The following is a 16,968-nucleotide window of genomic DNA, read 5'->3' as shown; positions in this document are numbered from 1 at the left end:
GGGCACGCGAAAGGGCCCCGGGAGATCGCCGTCTCCCGGGGCCCCGGTTCACGACCGGCGGGGTCACGCCCGCCGGATCGCCCGTCCCTCCGCCCTACCGGGCGAACCTGCCTCGGACGTGCACCGGCACTCCCGTACCGAGCAGACCGGGAAGGACCTCCGCCACGTGCATCGGCAGCCGTACGCAGCCGTGGGAGGCGGGCGCCAGCGGCACCGACAGCGCGCCGTGGAAGGCGATGCCCCCGTTGAAGAAGATCGGGTTGTAGAGCTGGCCGAGGTAGGACTTGTGCCAGCCGTCCCTGCGCCAGGTGGTCTTGTAGTCGCCCGTCGGCGTGCGGGCGTCGCCGCAGAACCGCTGGGCCCTGCCCTCCCAGGTGGCCGTCTCGCAGTAGGAGATCCCGCTGCCGGAGGAGGTGTGGCTGACCAGTTTCACCACACCGCCGACGTAGAGGACCATCACCTGCTTGGCGAGGTTGACCTCCACCCGGGTCGGCTTCCCGTTGGGCACGAGCACCTTCGGCGCCAGCGGGGCCTCCAGGGCGGCCCAGGTCCTGCGCGCCACGGTGCTGGTCGGGGTGACGCCGTTGACCTTCTGGAAGGCCCAGACCGCCGCCAGGGTCGCCCCGCCGTAGCGGCCGTCGATCCTGCCCGGGGCGTAGCCGAGCTCGGCCAGCCGGGTCTGGAGCACCTTCACCGCGGCGCCCTTCGCGCCGAGCTTGAGCGTCTTGCCCGGTGCGACGAACGGGCTCGCCCCCGTCTCCGTCACGGCCGTCACGGCCGAGACGGCCGGGGAGGCCGAGGTCTGGGCCGCGGCGGCGCCCGCGAAAAGGGTGACGCCCGCGGAAGAGAGGAGCACGGCCCCCGCCGTCATCAGCGCGGCCACTCCCTGCCGCTGTCCAACCCCCACTTTCAATCAACTCCTCATATCACTATGGATCAGGTCAAGGGACCATAGCGCACGGGTTCCCCGTGCAGGCCGCCGGTTATAAAGCGGCAATCAACGGTCAATCTGTTTAGAGTGGCCGCGTGCCAGAAAAGTTGCATCCGAACATCGAGAAGGTCGCCGCCGTCCTGCGCGAGCACGGCGTCCCCGGCGAGATCGTCGTCTTCGCGGAGGCCACCCCGACCGCCGCCACCGCGGCCGCGCAGCTCGGCTGCGAGGTCGGCGCCATCGCCAACAGCCTGATATTCGAGGCCGACGGCGAGCCGCTCCTGGTGCTGACCAGCGGAGCCCACCGGGTCGACACCGACCTGATCGCCAGGACCGCCGGCGTGGCGAAGGTGCGGCGCGCCGACCCCGCCTTCGTACGGGCGGCCACCGGCCAGGTCATCGGCGGCATCGCCCCGATCGGCCACCCCGCGCCGGTCAGGACCCTGGTCGACACCTGGCTGGGCAAGCACGAGGTCGTCTGGGCCGCCGCCGGCCATCCGCACACCGTCTTCCCGACCTCCTTCGAGGAGCTCGTCCGCATCACCGGCGGGGTTCCCGTCGAGGTCGAATGACGGTCCTCCGCGGCACTTGAGTGCCGCACTCACCAGGCGCCGCGCTCTCGCATCGTGCCGACCCGCGCCACGTCCGCACTGCTAGGGTGCGACGCGTGATCGGACTGCGACGGATCGGACCCGACGAGTTCAGGCTCCGGCTGGACGCGGTCCTCCACGTCTACACCGAGGCGATGAACCCGCCCGCCGACCAGATCGCCGGCCGCAGGCTCATCATGGGAAACCACGCCACCCACCCCGCCTTCACCTGCCTGTTCGCCGAGCTCGCCGACGGCACGCCGGTGGGCGTCGCCTACGGCTTCCACGGGGTTCCCGGCCAGTGGTGGCACGACGTGGTCAGGCGGGCCCTCGCGGAGGAACACGGCGAGGGCAGTGCCCGCGGCTGGCTGGGCGACGCGCTGGAGCTCGCCGAGATCCACGTCCACCCCGACTACCAGGGGAAGGGCATCGGCCGGGCGATGATCACGGGCATGTGCGCGGGCCGCCTGGAGCGCACCGCCGTGCTGTCGACCCGCGACCAGCCCACCGCGGCCCGGCACCTCTACCGGAGCATCGGCTTCGTGGACCTGCTCACGCAGTTCGTCTTTCCCGGCGGGCACGAGCGCTACGCGATCCTCGGGACCGTCCTGCCGCTGGGCGGCTGAGCCACCGGCCGGAGCTCCGGGTCCCCGCCGGGACGCCACCCTCCCGGGACGTCCCGCACCGGCGTGCCCCGCTCGGGGAGCCGGGCCGGGCCCCGGTGACCGGGGCCCCGCCGGACAGGGACCACCCGCCGGCCGCCGTGCCCCGGCGGGAGCGGGGGCGGGGCGGCCGGGACGCGACGGCTCAGGTCGGCAGCGGGGCGGCCTTCGGCGTGTGGTCGAGGGCCTGGAAGACCTCTCGGGTCGCGCTGGAGCGGTTGAAGGTGATGAAGTGGATGCCGGGCGCCCCCTCGTCGAGCAGGGTCTGGCAGAGCTCGGCGGCGTGCTCGATGCCGAGGCTGCGCACGGCGGCCGGATCGTCGGCGACGGCCGCGAACCTCTCGGCCACCTCCGGCGGGAACGGCGCGCCGGAGAGCTGCTCGGACCTGGCGATGGTGCTCATCTGCGTGACGGGCATGATCCCGGGGATGATCGGCGTGTCACAGCCGCCGGCCGCCACCCGGTCGCGCAGCCGCAGGTAGTCCTCGGCGCGGAAGAACATCTGGGTGATCGCGTAGTCGGCGCCCGCGCGGCACTTGCGCACGAAGTACTCGGTGTCGGACTCGACCGAACCCGACCTGGGGTGCTTGTACGGGAAGGCGGCCACGCCCACGCAGAAGTCGCCGGACTGGCGGATGAGCCGGACCAGGTCCTCGGCGTACTGGACGCCCTCGGGGTGGCGCACCCACTCGCCCGTCACGTCGCCGGGCGGGTCGCCCCGCACGGCGAGGATGTTGCGCACGCCCGCCCCCGCGAAGCGGCCGATCAGGTGGCGCAGCTCGCGGACGGAGTGGTTGACGGCGGTGAAGTGGGCCACCGGGGTGAGCGTGGTCTCGTGGGCGAGCCGCTCGACGATGTCGACGGTGCGGTCGCGGGTGCTGCCGCCCGCGCCGTAGGTGACGGACACGAAGGTGGGGTGCAGCGACTCCAGCTCACGGACGGCTCGCCAGAGCTGACGCTCTCCCTCGTCGGTCTTCGGGGGGGAGAACTCGAAGGAGAACGAGCGGGCACCGGCGGCGAGGAGTTCGCGGACGGTGGCGACACGATCGGGGAGGACAGATGCGCGACCCAGAGCCATGGGGCAAGGATACTTGCCCGGCCGCCCGGGTGCCCGATCAGATCATCGCCGCCACCCGCAGAACGGCCTTATGTCAATTATCGCGCAAATCAACCGCCCCTCTAGATCGAAATGTCCTCTTGGACCGTTAATCTCATTACCTGACCTCCTCCCGCCGTCGAAGGCGGGAGATTCCGATTTTCATAGATTGGGTTTCCTGCCTCGTCGCCAGTCGCAAGGAACCCGGAGGTGTCGTGCCTTACATCGGCTCCACAGGCGTTCCACCTCTCCGCCGGACCGGCGGAGAGGATCTTGTCGATCATGCGTACGGTGATCGGTGCGTCATCACCGCTGGTCACGCTGCCGCGGCGCACGGCAACGTACCGCGTTTCCCCCCCAGAGCTGAAGCCCAGGGTCTCCACACTGGAGGTATTCGATGATCACTTCTGCAGCCGCGCTGGACACGATCCGGTCCGAGGTGGACCGCTCTCTTCGGCGATTCGTCGAACGGCAGCGCCCGCAGGTCAGCGCTCCGGAGCTGGCCCCGCTCGTCTCGGCGGCCGAGGACTTCCTCGCGGGCGGCAAACGGCTGCGACCCGCCTTCTGCTACTGGGGCTGGCGTGGCGCGGGCGGAGGTGACGATCCCGCGCTCTTCGCCGCCGCGGCCTCGCTGGAGCTGCTCCAGGCCAGCGCCCTGGTGCACGACGACGTGATGGACGCCAGCGACCTGCGCCGGGGCATGCCCTCGGCGCACCGCAGGTTCGAGGATCTGCACAGGAAGGCGGGCTGGCACGGCTCGGCCGAGCAGTTCGGCGAGGGGGCGGCCATCCTGCTGGGCAACCTGATGCTCATCTGGTCCGGTGAGATGTGGCGCAACAGCGGCCTGCCGGCCGCCTCGCTGGCGGCGGCGCAGAAGGTCCACGACGACATGCGCACCGAGCTGATGTGCGGGCAGTACTTCGATCTGCTGGAGCAGGCGCACGGGGAGGGCACCTTCGACAGCGCGCTGCGGGTCGCCCTCTTCAAGAGCGGCAAGTACTCCGTGGAGCAGCCGCTCCGGCTCGGCCTGGTGCTGGCCGCCCGGGGCAGGGAGCCGTGGATCGACCGGCTCTGCGAGGAGTACGGGCAGTCCGTGGGCATCGCCTTCCAGTTGCGCGACGACATCCTCGGCGTGTTCGGCGACCCTGACGAGACCGGCAAACCGGCCGGCGACGATCTCCGCGAGGGCAAGCGGACCATGCTCATCGCCCGCACGCTGGCCGCGGCCTCGGAGTCGCAGGCCCAGGTGGTGCGCACCACGCTGGGCGACCCCGGCCTGGACGAGGCGGGGGTCGACCGGCTGCGCCGGATCATCGAGGAGACGGGGGCCCTCGTGGCGTGCGAGGACCTGATCAAGGGGTATCTGGAGAACGCCCTCGGCTCGCTGGAGGGCGCCCCGATCCTTCCCGAGGCCCGCGCGGCCCTGGCCGACCTCGCGGTGGCCGCCACCTCCCGGCGGACCTGACCGCGCGCCGGACGCACACCCGGCCGAGCGGCGGCGGGTTCGCGAACCGGTTCGTGAAAAGGTTCGCGGACAGGCCGGCCCGCCCGGCGGGGAACGCGGCCCTCGCCGGGCGGAGGGGCCTCAGGCGGGGACGGCCAGCCTCCGCTTGAACTCCTCGGCCGCCGCCTTGGGGTCGTCGGCCTCGGTGATCGCCCGCACGACCACGACCCGGCGCACGCCGTACGACATCACCTCGTCGAGGTTGGCGAGGTCGATGCCGCCGATGCCGAACCAGGGCCGGTCGGTCTCCAGGGCCGCGGCGTGCCTGAGCAGGCCGGGGCCCGGCGCGAACCTGCCGGGCTTGGTGGGCGTCGGCCAGATCGGGCCGCAGCAGAAGTAGTCGACACCGGGCTCGACGGCCGCGGCGGACGCCTCCTCGGGGGCGTGAGTGGAGCGCCCGATGAGGATGTCGTCGCCGAGCATGTCGCGCGCGACCCGCACCGGCAGATCATCCTGGCCGAGGTGGAGCACGTCGGGACGGATCGCGTAGGCGATGTCGGCCCTGTCGTTCACGGCCAGGAGGGTGCCGTGCCGGTCGCAGGCCTCGCGGAAGACGGCGAGGAGGTCGAGCTCCTCGCGCGCCTCAAGGCCCTTCTCGCGCAGTTGCACGATGTCGACCCCGCCCGCGAGGGCGGCGTCGAGGAAGTCCGCGAGGTCCCCCCGGTCCCGGCGCCCGTCCGTACAGAGATACAGGCGGGCGTCAGAAACCGAGGGCTTGAGCACGTCTCTTCACCTCGGTGTGGCGGCCCGCCAGGATCGCGTCGACCGGCGATCCCGGAAGCGTGTCGTCGGGGGTGAAAAGCCAGCGAAGGGATTCGACGTCGTCGTATCCGGCGTCCAGGAGCACCGTGAGGGTGCCGGGGAGGCCCTTGACGACGTCTCCGTCGGCGAGGAACGCGGCGGGGACCTGTGGCTCGCCACCGCCCCTGCGCACTCCGATGAGCTTGCGGTCCTTGAGAAGTTGCTTGGCGCGACCGGCGCTCAGGTTGAGCCTTCTGGCCACCTCGGTCAGGGTGAGCCACTCGCCCACCAGCTGGTCGGTTTCCCGGTCGATCTGCGCAACAGAAAGCGTCACGAATCCACCACTACCACATCGAGCCCTTCGCCAAACACCTGGCGGCGAGGTTACGCCACCGTACAATCGCGCAACGCTATCGCAGGGTCGGTGAGGCGATCGACGTCGAGGCGCTGCCCGCCCTCGATGAGGCGGCGCCCCTGGACGAGGTCGCGGGGGCGGTTGACGGAGAGCACCGCGGTGAGCCGGTCGTCCCCGGTCACCCAGCAGATCGCCCACCTGGGTTTTCCCTCGGCCGCCGGGTCGCCGCGCAGGATCAGGCGGGCGCCGTCGTGGTGGCCCGCGTACTGGACCATGTGGCCGAACTGCTCGGACCAGAAGTAGGGGACCGGGTCGTAGACCGCGGCGTCGCCGACGAGGGTGGCCGCCGCGACGTCCGGGGCGCCCAGGGCGGTGTCCCAGTGCTCGACGCGGAGGCGGATGCCGTAGCGGCGCGACCACCAGGCCGCGCAGTCGCCCACCGCGACCACGTCGGGCAGCGAGGTGCGCAGGTGCTCGTCGGTGACCACGCCGTTGTCGAGCCTGATGCCGGACCCGGCCAGCCACTCGGTCGCGGGCCGCACGCCCACGCCGGTGACGACCACGTCGGCCTCGATCGCCGAGCCGTCGGCCAGGGTGAGCCCTCCGTGGTCGACGGAGGCGACCATCGTGCCCAGGCGCAGGTCGACGCCCGCCTCGGCGTACCAGGGGGCGGTGTACGCGCCGGCCTGGCCGAGCGCGGTGGCCAGCGGGGTGCCGGCGGCCTCGACGACGGTCACGGCGCAGCCGGCCCTGCGGGCGGCGGTGGCCACCTCGGCGCCGATCCAGCCCGCGCCGATGACGGCGACCCTGGTTCCCTCGCCGAGCAGTGAACGCAGCCGGAGCGCGTCGTCGATGGTGCGCACCACGTGCTGGGGGCCGTCCCCGCGCAGCCTGATCGGGCGGGCCCCGGTGGCGACGACCAGGCCGTCGTAGGCCAGCTCGCCCTCGGTGGTCTCGACCACGCCGGGGTGCAGCCCCTTGGCGGACACGCCCGCGCGGAAGTCGACCTCGAGCGCGTCGAGGTCGGAGTCGACGACCGTGGAGTCGGTCTCGCCGAGCAGCACCCCCTTGGACAGGGGCGGGCGGTCGTAGGGCCGGTGCCGTTCCTCCCCGATCAGGGTGATCCTGCCGCCGAACCCACGGGCCCGTAACGCCTCGACGCTGCGTACACCGGCCAGGCCGGCGCCAACCACCACGACATGATTCACACTTCCCGACCATAAGCGGGAACCCCGTACTCCTACCAACGGTCGTTGATAACGAAAACGGGATTTACCTCACATCTGACGCGCTAAGCGTGTTGCCCGAACCCTTAGGGTGGGGGTGAAGACGCGCGGGAGCCCGGTACGCACCGGGCTGAGAGGAGGGCTGCGGGCGAAGAAGGACCCTGCGAGCCGGTGATGTGCGAGGAGACGCGCCCTGGGGCGCGATCGGGCACGGCACGGCGAGCGAGGTCCGGACAGCGGCCGCGAGCGAGCCCTCGACCGCCACGAACCTGATCCGGGTCATGCCGGCGAAGGGAGCGGAGCACGTATGGCGGACCATTTCGATCTTCTCGTCGCCGGCGGGGGCGTGATCGGCCTGTCGGTGGCGTGGCGCGCCGCCCGCAGGGGCCTGAGGGTGGCGGTGGCCGACCCCGCACCGGCCTCCGGCGCCTCGCACGCGGCGGCGGGCATGCTCGCCCCGGTCAGCGAGGTCACCTACACCGAGGAGCCGCTGCTGCGGCTGGGCCTGGCCTCCCTGGAGCGCTGGCCCGCCTTCGCCGCCGAGCTGGCGGACGCGAGCGGGCACGATCTCGACTACCGCACCGACGGCACGCTCGACGTCGCCTTCGGCTCCGACGACCTGGCCGCGCTGGACGACCTCGCCGCCTTCACCGCCAGGCTGGGACTGCCCGCCGAGCGGCTCACCGGCCGCGAGTGCCGCCGCCTGGAGCCCATGCTGGCCCCCGCCGTCCGGGGCGGCCTACTGGCGGGCGGCGACGCCTGGGTGGACCCCAGGAGGGTCACCGCGGCGCTCCTGGCGGCCCTGGAGCGTACGGGCGGCGCCCTGGTGCGCGCCCGCGTGACCGAGCTGCTCACGTCCTCGGGAACGGTCACCGGAGTACGCCTGGCGGGTGGCGAGACCGTCGGTGCCGGCCTGGTGGTCCTCGCCACGGGAGCCTGGTCGGGCTCCCTGGAGGGAGTGCCCCCGGAGGCGCTGCCCCCGGTGCGGCCCGTCAAGGGCCAGATCATGCGGCTGCGCTCCCCCGCGCCGATCCTGCGGCGGTGCGTGCGCGGGGTCGTCCACGGCTCGCACGTCTACCTGGTGCCGCGCGGCGACGGCGAGACGGTCCTCGGCGCCACCCAGGAGGAGATGGGCTTCGACACCCGTGTCACCGCCGGGGGGCTGTGGGAGCTGCTGCGCGACGCGCGGGAGCTCGTCCCCGGGGTGACCGAGCTGGAGGTGTCGGAGGTGGCCGCGGGACTGCGCCCCGGCACCCCGGACAACCTGCCGCTGATCGGTCCCACGATCGTGCCCGGTCTCCACCTGGCCACCGGCCACCACCGGGGCGGGGTCCTGCTCGCGCCGCTCACCGCCGACCTCTGCGTGAGCGAGACGGGTGAGGTGGGCGGGGCGGGTGAGCCGGACCCGGGGCTCGCCGCGGTCTGCTCCCCCCTCCGCTTCCAGGAGCCGGCTTCCCGGGAGCGCACCCCCCGGAAGCGCGGCTCCCAGGAGCACACCCCACAGGAGCGCACCCTCCGGGAACACCCGCCGCGGGAACACCGCCTCCGGGAGCACACACCTCAGGAGTACCGATGAACGTGACCATCAACGGCGCCGCGCACGAGTTGCCCTCGGGGGCGACCGTCGCGCAGGCCGTGCGGCGGCTGACCGACGTGCGGAGCGGGGTGGCCGTCGCGGTGAACGACGAGGTCGTCTCGCGCGGCGCCTGGGAGTCCACGGCGCTCGCGGAGGCCGACCGCGTCGAGGTGCTCACCGCGGTCCAGGGAGGGTGACGGGCGATGACGAACACGGCTGACATGGCTGACACAGCTGACATGACGGATATGACGGGTATGACGGGTATGGCCGACGAGCTGATCATCGGCGGCGAGAAGTTCTCCTCCCGCCTGATCATGGGCACCGGGGGCGCCCCCTCCCTGGAGATCCTCGACCAGGCGCTCGCCGCCTCGGGGACCGAGCTGACCACGGTCGCGATGCGGCGGCTCGACCCGGCCGCGCGGGGCTCGGTGCTCGATGTGCTGCGCCGGCGCGACATCAAGGTGCTGCCGAACACCGCGGGTTGCTTCACCGCCGGTGAGGCCGTGCTGACCGCCAGGCTGGCCAGGGAGGCGCTGGAGACGAACTGGGTCAAGCTGGAGGTCATCGCCGACGAGCGCACCCTGCTGCCCGACCCCATCGAGACCTTCGACGCGGCGGAGCGGCTGGTCGCCGACGGGTTCACGGTGCTGCCCTACATCGGCGACGACCCCGTGCTGGCGCGCAGGCTGGAGCAGGCGGGCTGCGCGGCGGTGATGCCGCTGGGCGCGCCGATCGGCTCGGGGCTGGGCATCCGCAACCCGCACAACATCGAGCTGATCGTGGAGTTCGCGAGCGTGCCGGTGATCCTGGACGCCGGGATCGGCACGGCCAGCGACGCGGCGCTCGCCATGGAGCTGGGCTGCGACGCGGTCCTGCTGGCCACGGCGGTCACCCGGGCACAGCGACCGGACCTGATGGCCCGGGCGATGCGCTCGGCCGTCTCCGCGGGCCGGGCGGCCCGTATGGCCGGGCGGATACCCCGGCGTCGCTACGCGGAAGCCTCCTCTCCCTCGACCGACAGCACGCCGGTGGTTCATCGATAGAAAACCACCACGTCTCGGCATCGGTTTGGGATTCGGGGATCCTGTCGGCGCCAAATCGCCCGTAAACTCGGCCACGTGGACACGACGCTTACGGACCCCCTGGTCGGGAAACTCCTCGACGGGCGTTACCGCGTTGAGTCCCGGATCGCCCGGGGCGGAATGGCGACCGTCTATCTGGCCCTGGACGTCCGGCTCGACCGCACGGTCGCCGTCAAGGTGATGCACCGCTCGCTCGCCGAGGACCCCGCCTTCGTGCGGCGCTTCATCGGCGAGGCCAAGTCGGTGGCCAGCCTGTCGCACCCCAACGTGGTGCACGTGTTCGACCAGGGCACGGACGGCGACAACGTCTACCTCTCCATGGAGTACGTGCCGGGGCGGACCCTGCGCGACGTGCTCCGCGCCCGGGGCAGGCTGCCCGCCCGCGAGGCGCTGGAAGTCATGATCCCCGTCCTCGCCGCGCTGGGCGCCGCCCACCAGTCCGGCCTGATCCACCGGGACGTCAAGCCGGAGAACGTGCTGCTCGCCGACGACGGCCGGGTCAAGGTCGTCGACTTCGGCCTGGCCCGCGCGATCGAGGCGAGCAACCAGACGCGCACGGGTGTCATGATCGGCACCATCGGCTACATGTCGCCCGAGCAGGTGACCTCCGGGGGCGCCGACGCCCGCAGCGACGTCTACGCGGCCGGCATCATGCTGTTCGAGCTCCTGACCGGCCGCCAGCCGTACGAGGGCGAGACCCCGATGTCGGTGGCCTACCGGCACGTGCACGACACGGTGCCCGTGCCCTCGGCGCTGCTGCCAGGCTCCTCCCCGCTGCTCGACACGCTGGTGGCCAGGGCGACGGCCCGCGACCCCGCCAACCGCCCGGCGGACGCCACCGCGCTGCTGGTCGCCGCCGTCGAGGCGCACCGGATGCTGCCCAGGGAGAGCGGCCCGGTGCCGTCGGTCCCCGTCGGCCCGCCGCACGGCCACGAGATGGTGGCGCCCGCGCCTCCCGCCCCGGCCAACCACACGCTGATCCAGCCCCGCGCCGACCTGCTCACCGGCCCGGCCGGCGACCGCCCCGAGGCCGCCCCCAGGGCGCGCAAGGGGTCGGGGGCCCGCTGGTTCCTGATCGGGCTGGCCGTGGTCATGGTGGTCGCGGTGGGGGTGACCGGCTGGCTGTTCTCGCAGAACACCTCCATCGTGGTGCCCGCCACCCTGGTGGGCAAGAACGTCACGGCCGCCACCGGCGAGGCCAAGCGGAGCGGCTTCACGGTCGAGACGGGCAAGGCCGAGCACGACGAGAAGGTTCCCAAGGGGATCGTGCTGCGCACCGAGCCCGCGGCGGGCACCGAGGTCGAGCCGAACAGCAAGCTGATCCTCATCGCCTCGGCCGGCCCCAAGCGGGTGGCGGTGCCCAACGTGGTGGGGATGACCGAACCGCAGGCCAGGAGCAAGCTGGCGGAGTCCTCCCTCCTCGTCGACGACGTCAGGAAGCAGGCCAGCGAGACCGTGCCGCGCGGCCAGGTGATGCGGACCATCCCCGCGGTGGGAAACCCGGTCAAGGAGAACAGCAAGCTCGACCTGGTCGTGAGCGCGGGCCTGGTCATGCCGGACATCAGGGGCATGCCCCGCGACCAGGCCGACGCGGTGCTGCGCGGGGCCGGGTTCGTTCCCGAGTTCGTCGAGCAGACCGACTCCGCCCAGCCGTGCACCGTCATCGCCCAAGACCCGCTGCCCAGGGCCGAGGTCGACAGGGGCGCCGTGGTCCGGCTGACCCTGTCGCAGTGCGGCGGCGACTGGCGCTGGCCCTGGGAGCGCGAGGGCGAGCCCCCGCCCGGCGACGACCAGAAGATCGTGGTGATCCCGAACATCGTGTTCAAGGACTACCGGGCGGCGAGAGACGAGCTGCGCGCCGCGGGGGTCACGGTGAAGCTGAGGCGCACCCTGGGCAAGGGCAGGGTGCTGGCCCAGGTTCCGGCGGGCGGCCAGGCGGTCCCGCCCGGCACCGAGGTCACCATCTGGTACTGACCCCGCACCGGCGCGGGTCAGCCCTCGGTGAGGAAGCCGTGCAGGCGGATCCGGGCCAGGCCGCCGTCGGGATGGATGTCGACCCTGGCGTACGTGGCCGCGGGCGCGTCCCGGATGCGGAAGCGGTGCCGGGTGTCGGGCAGCAGGCGGGTCCTGGGCAGCAGCGGGAACCAGGTGGTGCCGTCCGCGCTGCCCGTGACGGAGACCTCGGCGGGGGCGTTGAACACCAGGTTGGTGGTGTCGATCTCGGCGAGGCCGACGACGCCGGGGCCCGCCAGGCGGATCACCAGCCAGTCGTTGCCGTCGTCGCGGCGGCGGGCGGTCTCCCAGCCCTCGGCCTGGTGGCGGGCGAGGCCGGGTGAGATGGCGTTGTTGGGCGAGGAGTAGAACTCGTCGGAGCACGCGGTGACGAGCGCGCCGTTCTCCAGGGCGGCCAGGTCCAGGCCGAGTCCCTCGTACAGGGACAGGTCGGGTCTGACCTCGCCGTGCACCCGCAGGCGGGCGATGCCCCCGTCGGGGAACATGTTCAGCCGCACGTGCGTGTAGCGGTGCTCACCGGGCACCGCGAAGAGGTGCTCGGCGTCCCCCTTCAGGTCGCTCCTGGGAACGATCTCCGTCCAGCCGGCCGTCTCCAGCTCGGCGACCGTGGGGTAGCCCTCGACCTCGGCGGCCTCGACGGAGGCGTACGGCGGGTAGTTGCCCTTGAACCAGGCGGTGTCGATCACGACGCCCCTGATCACCCCGGGCATGCCGAGCCTGACCAGGGCCCAGTCGTGGCCGGGCTCGCGGCGCCTGCGGGTCTCCCAGCCGTCGTAGACCTGGCCCTTGGCCCCGAAGGTGTGCGGCATGAAGCCGGGGCGGCCCGGCCTGATGAGGCTCTCCTTCTCGGCGAAGGACTCGTCGTTGGCCGCGATGACCGAGCCGCCGAGGGTGCGCAGGGCGAGATCGGGCAGTGCGGTGAATCCGGTCGTGAACTCGGTCAAGGAGAGAACCTTTCTCGCGGGGAGCCGGCCCGGCCACCGGGGTCGTTCCACGGCCCTTCAGGTCCGACGGCCCTACAGGAGGGCGCCCCGGGGTTCCCTACCCACGGCCCGGCCGCGCAGCCACGTCGTGCGCACCTCCCCCACCAGCGTCCTGCCGTGGTAGGGCGTGACCGGGTTCCTGTGGTGCAGGGCGGAGACGTCCACGGTGTGGACGGCGTCGGGGTCGAACGCGACCAGGTCGGCGTCCGCGCCCACCGCGATCGCGCCCTTGCCGCGCAGCCCGGCCAGCTCGGCCGGGTTTCCCGCCATCCAGCGCACGACGTCGTCCAGGTCGTGCCCGCGCCGTACCGCCTCGGTCCAGACGGCGGTCAGGCCGAGCTGGAGGGAGGAGATCCCGCCCCAGGCGGCGGCGAAGTCGGGCACCTTCAGGTCGGGGGTGGACGGCGAGTGGTCGGAGACGACGCAGCCGAGCACCCCGTCGGCGAGCCCGCGCCAGAGCTCGTCGCGGTTGGCCGAGGAGCGGATCGGCGGGCAGCACTTGAACTGGGTGGCGCCCTCGGGCACCTCCTCGGCCATCAGCGTGAGGTAGTGCGGGCAGGTCTCCGCGGTGAGCCGCACCCCCTCCCGCCGGGCCTTCGCCAGCGGTTCCAGGCACAATGCGGACGACACGTGCAGGATGTGCGCCCGCACCCCGGTCTCCCCCGCCAGCGCGGCGACCCGTTCGACGGCGCGGCGCTCGGCCTCTCCCGGCCGGGAGTCGAGGAACTCCGGGTATCCCGGCCCCTCGGGGTCGGCGAGCAGCGCGGGGTCCTCGGCGTGGACGACCAGCAGGCCGTCGAAGGAGGCGATCTCCACCATGGCGGCCCGCAGGCCGTCCGCGTCCAGCGGCGGGAACTCGTCCACGCCCGACGGGGACAGGAAGCACTTGAACCCGCGCACACCCGCCTCGTGCAGCGCCCGCAGGTCCCCGACGTTGCCGGGGACCGCCCCGCCCCAGAAGGCGACGTCCACCGCGCACTGCCCGTCCGCGGCCCTCCGCTTCACGGCCAGGGCGTCCGCGTTCACGGTCGGCGGCAGCGAGTTGAGCGGCATGTCCACGATCGTGGTCACCCCGCCCGCCGCGGCCGCCCGGGTGGCGGAGGCGAAACCCTCCCAGTGGGTGCGGCCGGGCTCGTTGACGTGCACGTGGGTGTCGACCAGGCCGGGCAGCAGCGCGACGTCGCCGAGGTCGACCCGCTCGACGGCGTCCGGCCCGGCGTCGTGGGCGTGCACCCCGACGATCCTCCCGTCCCGTACGGCGACCGCCGCCGGCCCCTCTCCCCCGGGCAGCACGACCCTGCGGGACCGGATGACCAGATCCGGTACGTCCTCAGCCCCTGCGCTCATCCGCTCTCCGTCCTCGCCGCCTGTCAAAGGTGCCTTTCCGCGACCCTGCGGGCGAGCCGCTCCAGCAACGGGCCCGCCTGGGACATGCACACGGCCGGGTCGGGCTCGATGTCGGTGAGCGCGTAGGCGGCCGTGATGCCCGCCGCGTTCAACTCCTCGTCGCCGAGGCTGCGGCGCCCGCAGACCGCGACGACCGGGACCCCCGCCTTGGCCGCGGCGCTCGCCACCCCGGCGGGTGCCTTGCCGCGCAGCGTCTGCTCGTCGAGCGAGCCCTCACCGGTGACGACGAGGCGCGCGCCCTCGAGCCGGTCGCGGAAGCCGAGCAGTTCCAGGAGATAGTCGATGCCCGGGCGGAAGTCGGCGGCCAGGAAGGCCAGCGCAGCGAAGCCCACTCCTCCCGCGGCGCCCGCGCCCGGCTGCCCGGCCACGCCCATCGAGCGGACGACGCCGTCGTGCTCGATGGCCCCGACCAGGCCGTGGGTGTGCGCGGCGACGGCGGCGAGCCGGGCGAGAGCCCGGTCGAGCAGCCGCACGTCGTCGGGGCTCGCGCCCTTCTGCGGCCCGTACACGGCGGCGGCGCCGTGCGGGCCGAGCAGCGGGTTGTCCACGTCGCCCGCGACCACGAACTCGACCCCGTCAACGGCGATGAGTCCGGAGGTGTCGATTCTCGCCAGGTCGCGGAGGGCCGCTCCCCCGAAGGGGAGTTCCCGCCCCTCGGCGTCCAGGAAGCGGACGCCGAGCGCCCGCATCATGCCCGTGCCGCCGTCGGTGCAGGCACTGCCGCCGAGGCCGAGCACGACCCGCCGGGCCCCGCGCCGTACGGCGTGGGCGATCAGCTCGCCGGTGCCGTGGCTGGTCGCGGTGAGCGGGGCCAGCTCGACGCCCTCGTGCGCGGGGGATCCCGCCGGGGCGGCGGGCCCGGAGGCGACCGGCAGCCGCCGCAGGCCGGACGCCTCGGCCAGCTCGACGACCGCCGTCGGCACGTCCCCTCCCGAAGAGGCGTCCCCCGGTGAGGAGGCGTCGCGCCAGGCGTAGGAGGCGAGGACCGGTACGCCGACGGGACCGGTGACCTCGGTCTCGACGCGGGTGAAACCGCAGGCCACGACGGCGTCCACGGTGCCGTCACCGCCGTCGGCCACCGGCAGCGCGACCGTGGCGACGCCGGGCCCGAGACCCGCCGCGACCCGCGCGGCGACCTCGGCACCGGTCAGCGAACCCTTGAACTTGTCCGGGGCGATCACGACGTGTCCCGACGACTCAGACAACCCTGCTCCCTGGTGACGGATGGGGGGCACGCGTCCCCGGCCGGTACGAGCGGACGGGAGGCGGATGCCGGACCCCGGTGAGACGGAGCACCATCTTGACATCCGCCCCCGGACACCCCGGACGCCCGGCCCCTCCCCCCGGACGCCCCGGACGCTCCGGACGCTCCGGACGCCCGGTCCTGCCCGGCGACGCCTCCGGGCCACCCGCGGGGAAGGTCACGGGATCCCGAAGCCCTGCTCCGCCGCCAGGCGCATGAGGCGGCGGTGCGCCTCGCCTCCCGCGCGGCCGAGCTCGTCCTGGGCGACGGTACGCAGCTCGTCGTCCTCGACGACGGTCCGTCCGCCGACCAGCAGCCGGGCCAGCGGGGGCTGCCGGGTGCCGAAGACCAGGGCGCAGACCGGGTCGGCGACCGCGGAGGCGAAGGCCCCGGTGCGCCAGAGGGCGATGTCCGCGAGCTTCCCGGGCTCCAGGGAGCCGAGCTCCTCCTGCCGGCCCAGGTTCCTCGCCCCGCCGAGGGTGGCGATCTCCAGGGCCTGGCGGGCGGTGAGCGCGGTGGGCCCGTACCTGGCCCGCTGGAACAGCAGGGCCTGCCGCATCTCGCCGGAGAGGGAGGTCAGCTCGGCGGAGGCGCTGCCGTCCACCCCCAGGCCGACGTTCGCGCCCCGGTGGAGCATCTCGGAGACGCGGGCGATCCCGGCGCCGAGACGGCCGTTGGAACTGGGGCAGTGCGCCGAACCGGTACCGGTCTGGGCGAAGACGTCGATGTCGCCGTCACTCAGGTGGACGGCGTGGGCGAACCACACGTCCGGGCCGAGCCAGCCGAGTTTCTCCATGTAGTCGACCGGGCGCTGCCCGACCTGCCGCAGGCAGTGCTCCTCCTCGTCGAGGGTCTCGGCGAGGTGGGTGTGCAGGCGCACGCCCTTGGACCTGGCCAGCGCGGCGGCCTCGGTCATCAGGTCGGCGCTGACGGAGAACGGCGAGCAGGGGGCGACCGCGACGCGGAGCATGGAGGAGAAGGACGGGTCGTGGTAGGTGTCGACGGCCTCGGCCGTGGCGTCGAGGATCTCGTCGAGCCGCTCGACCACGACGTCCGGCGGCAGGCCGCCCTGCGACCTCCCCCGGTCCATCGAGCCCCGGGCGGGGTGGAAGCGCAGGCCGACCTCCCTCGCCGCCTCGATCTCCGCGGCGAACAGGTCCCCGCGCCCGGAGGGGAAGATGTAGTGGTGGTCGCTGGAGGTGGTGCAGCCGGACAGCGCCAGATGGCCCAGCCCCGCGCCCGCCGCGCCCCTGACGACCTCGGCGTCCATCGCGGCCCACACCTGGTAGAGCGCCGTCAGCCACTCGAACAGGGTGGCGTCCTGGGCGAGCCCCTGGGAGGCCCACTGGTAGAGGTGGTGGTGGGTGTTGACCAGGCCGGGGGTGGCCAGGCAGCCGGTGCCGTCGATCCTGGCCGCTCCCGGGACGTCCGGCGCCGGGCCGGCGCCCACGGCCGCGATCCTGTCGCCCTCGACGTGGATGTGCCCCGAGGGGATCTCCGGGCCCGCGACCGGGGCGATGTGGACGTTCTCGATCAGGATGGAGCTCACCGGGTCG

General features: G+C 73.2%; 16 protein-coding genes. 7 read left to right on the top strand and 9 right to left on the bottom strand.

The window, feature by feature from the left end; translation table 11 throughout:
- Positions 1–94: 94 nt before the first annotated feature.
- A complete protein-coding gene (locus tag ACTOQ3_RS03215) occupies positions 95–907 on the bottom strand; it encodes a L,D-transpeptidase family protein (protein ID WP_440081914.1) in 813 nt (270 codons plus the stop codon).
- A gap of 119 nt (positions 908–1,026) precedes the next feature.
- Here ACTOQ3_RS03215 and ACTOQ3_RS03210 point away from each other — a divergent pair, with 119 nt between their 5' ends.
- Positions 1,027–1,503, top strand: coding sequence for a YbaK/EbsC family protein (locus tag ACTOQ3_RS03210; protein WP_440081913.1), 477 nt, complete (start codon positions 1,027–1,029; stop codon positions 1,501–1,503).
- 95 nt (positions 1,504–1,598) lie between these two features.
- The gene (locus ACTOQ3_RS03205; RefSeq protein WP_440081912.1) at positions 1,599–2,147 is read left to right on the top strand and encodes a GNAT family N-acetyltransferase; all 549 of its coding nucleotides are present in this window, start codon (positions 1,599–1,601) and stop codon (positions 2,145–2,147) included.
- A 181-nt stretch (positions 2,148–2,328) separates the two neighbouring features.
- On the opposite strand, the gene metF is transcribed toward ACTOQ3_RS03205, so the two are convergent.
- Positions 2,329–3,261: a methylenetetrahydrofolate reductase [NAD(P)H] gene (gene metF / locus ACTOQ3_RS03200; protein WP_440081911.1), complete on the bottom strand. Its 933-nt coding sequence runs from the start codon at positions 3,259–3,261 to the stop codon at positions 2,329–2,331.
- Positions 3,262–3,676: 415 nt separating this feature from the next.
- On the opposite strand from metF, the gene ACTOQ3_RS03195 reads away from it, so the two are divergent.
- Complete coding sequence (locus ACTOQ3_RS03195) at positions 3,677–4,744, top strand: polyprenyl synthetase family protein (RefSeq protein ID WP_440081910.1); 1,068 nt, start codon at positions 3,677–3,679, stop codon at positions 4,742–4,744.
- Positions 4,745–4,864: 120 nt separating this feature from the next.
- On the opposite strand, the gene thiE is transcribed toward ACTOQ3_RS03195, so the two are convergent.
- The 3 genes from thiE to ACTOQ3_RS03180 are packed head-to-tail and all read right to left on the bottom strand — an operon-like array spanning position 4,865 to position 7,087.
- Positions 4,865–5,506, bottom strand: coding sequence for a thiamine phosphate synthase (gene thiE, locus ACTOQ3_RS03190; protein WP_440081909.1), 642 nt, complete (start codon positions 5,504–5,506; stop codon positions 4,865–4,867).
- On the bottom strand, positions 5,484–5,858 hold the full coding sequence (locus ACTOQ3_RS03185; RefSeq protein ID WP_362676524.1) for an Rv2175c family DNA-binding protein: 375 nt from the start codon (positions 5,856–5,858) through the stop codon (positions 5,484–5,486). Before ACTOQ3_RS03185 ends, thiE begins: the two co-directional genes overlap by 23 nt.
- A 50-nt stretch (positions 5,859–5,908) precedes the next feature.
- Entirely contained in the window at positions 5,909–7,087 is a 1,179-nt protein-coding gene (locus tag ACTOQ3_RS03180) for an NAD(P)/FAD-dependent oxidoreductase (RefSeq protein ID WP_440081908.1), read from the bottom strand.
- A gap of 325 nt (positions 7,088–7,412) precedes the next feature.
- Here ACTOQ3_RS03180 and thiO point away from each other — a divergent pair, with 325 nt between their 5' ends.
- The 4 genes from thiO to pknB all read left to right on the top strand — a co-directional run bounded on the left by thiO (position 7,413) and on the right by pknB (position 11,740).
- Entirely contained in the window at positions 7,413–8,681 is a 1,269-nt protein-coding gene (gene thiO / locus ACTOQ3_RS03175; protein ID WP_440081907.1) for a glycine oxidase ThiO, read from the top strand.
- Positions 8,678–8,878: a sulfur carrier protein ThiS gene (gene thiS / locus ACTOQ3_RS03170; RefSeq protein ID WP_440065172.1), complete on the top strand. Its 201-nt coding sequence runs from the start codon at positions 8,678–8,680 to the stop codon at positions 8,876–8,878. Before thiO ends, thiS begins: the two co-directional genes overlap by 4 nt.
- Before the next feature lie 42 nt (positions 8,879–8,920).
- Positions 8,921–9,727 carry a thiazole synthase gene (locus ACTOQ3_RS03165; protein WP_440081906.1) on the top strand — a complete coding sequence of 269 codons (807 nt, stop codon included), beginning with the start codon at positions 8,921–8,923 and terminating at the stop codon, positions 9,725–9,727.
- Between the two features lie 75 nt (positions 9,728–9,802).
- Positions 9,803–11,740 carry a Stk1 family PASTA domain-containing Ser/Thr kinase gene (gene pknB / locus ACTOQ3_RS03160; RefSeq protein WP_440081905.1) on the top strand — a complete coding sequence of 646 codons (1,938 nt, stop codon included), beginning with the start codon at positions 9,803–9,805 and terminating at the stop codon, positions 11,738–11,740.
- A gap of 17 nt (positions 11,741–11,757) precedes the next feature.
- On the opposite strand, the gene alc is transcribed toward pknB, so the two are convergent.
- From alc to ACTOQ3_RS03140, 4 genes are all read right to left on the bottom strand, one after another.
- Complete coding sequence (alc, locus tag ACTOQ3_RS03155; protein ID WP_440081904.1) at positions 11,758–12,723, bottom strand: allantoicase; 966 nt, start codon at positions 12,721–12,723, stop codon at positions 11,758–11,760.
- A gap of 72 nt (positions 12,724–12,795) precedes the next feature.
- Complete coding sequence (gene allB / locus ACTOQ3_RS03150; RefSeq protein WP_440081903.1) at positions 12,796–14,109, bottom strand: allantoinase AllB; 1,314 nt, start codon at positions 14,107–14,109, stop codon at positions 12,796–12,798.
- A gap of 23 nt (positions 14,110–14,132) precedes the next feature.
- Positions 14,133–15,374, bottom strand: a complete 1,242-nt coding sequence (locus ACTOQ3_RS03145) for a glycerate kinase (RefSeq protein ID WP_440081902.1) — start codon at positions 15,372–15,374, stop codon at positions 14,133–14,135.
- A 216-nt stretch (positions 15,375–15,590) separates the two neighbouring features.
- Positions 15,591–16,961, bottom strand: a complete 1,371-nt coding sequence (locus ACTOQ3_RS03140) for an 8-oxoguanine deaminase (RefSeq protein ID WP_440081901.1) — start codon at positions 16,959–16,961, stop codon at positions 15,591–15,593.
- Positions 16,962–16,968: the final 7 nt, after the last annotated feature.

The sequence above is a fragment of the Streptosporangium sp. LJ11 genome (genome assembly GCF_051918945.1).
In the GTDB taxonomy this organism is placed as follows: domain Bacteria; phylum Actinomycetota; class Actinomycetes; order Streptosporangiales; family Streptosporangiaceae; genus Streptosporangium.
Note: the sequence above shows the minus strand (reverse complement) of the source record. Positions and strands in the feature narration are given on the sequence as shown.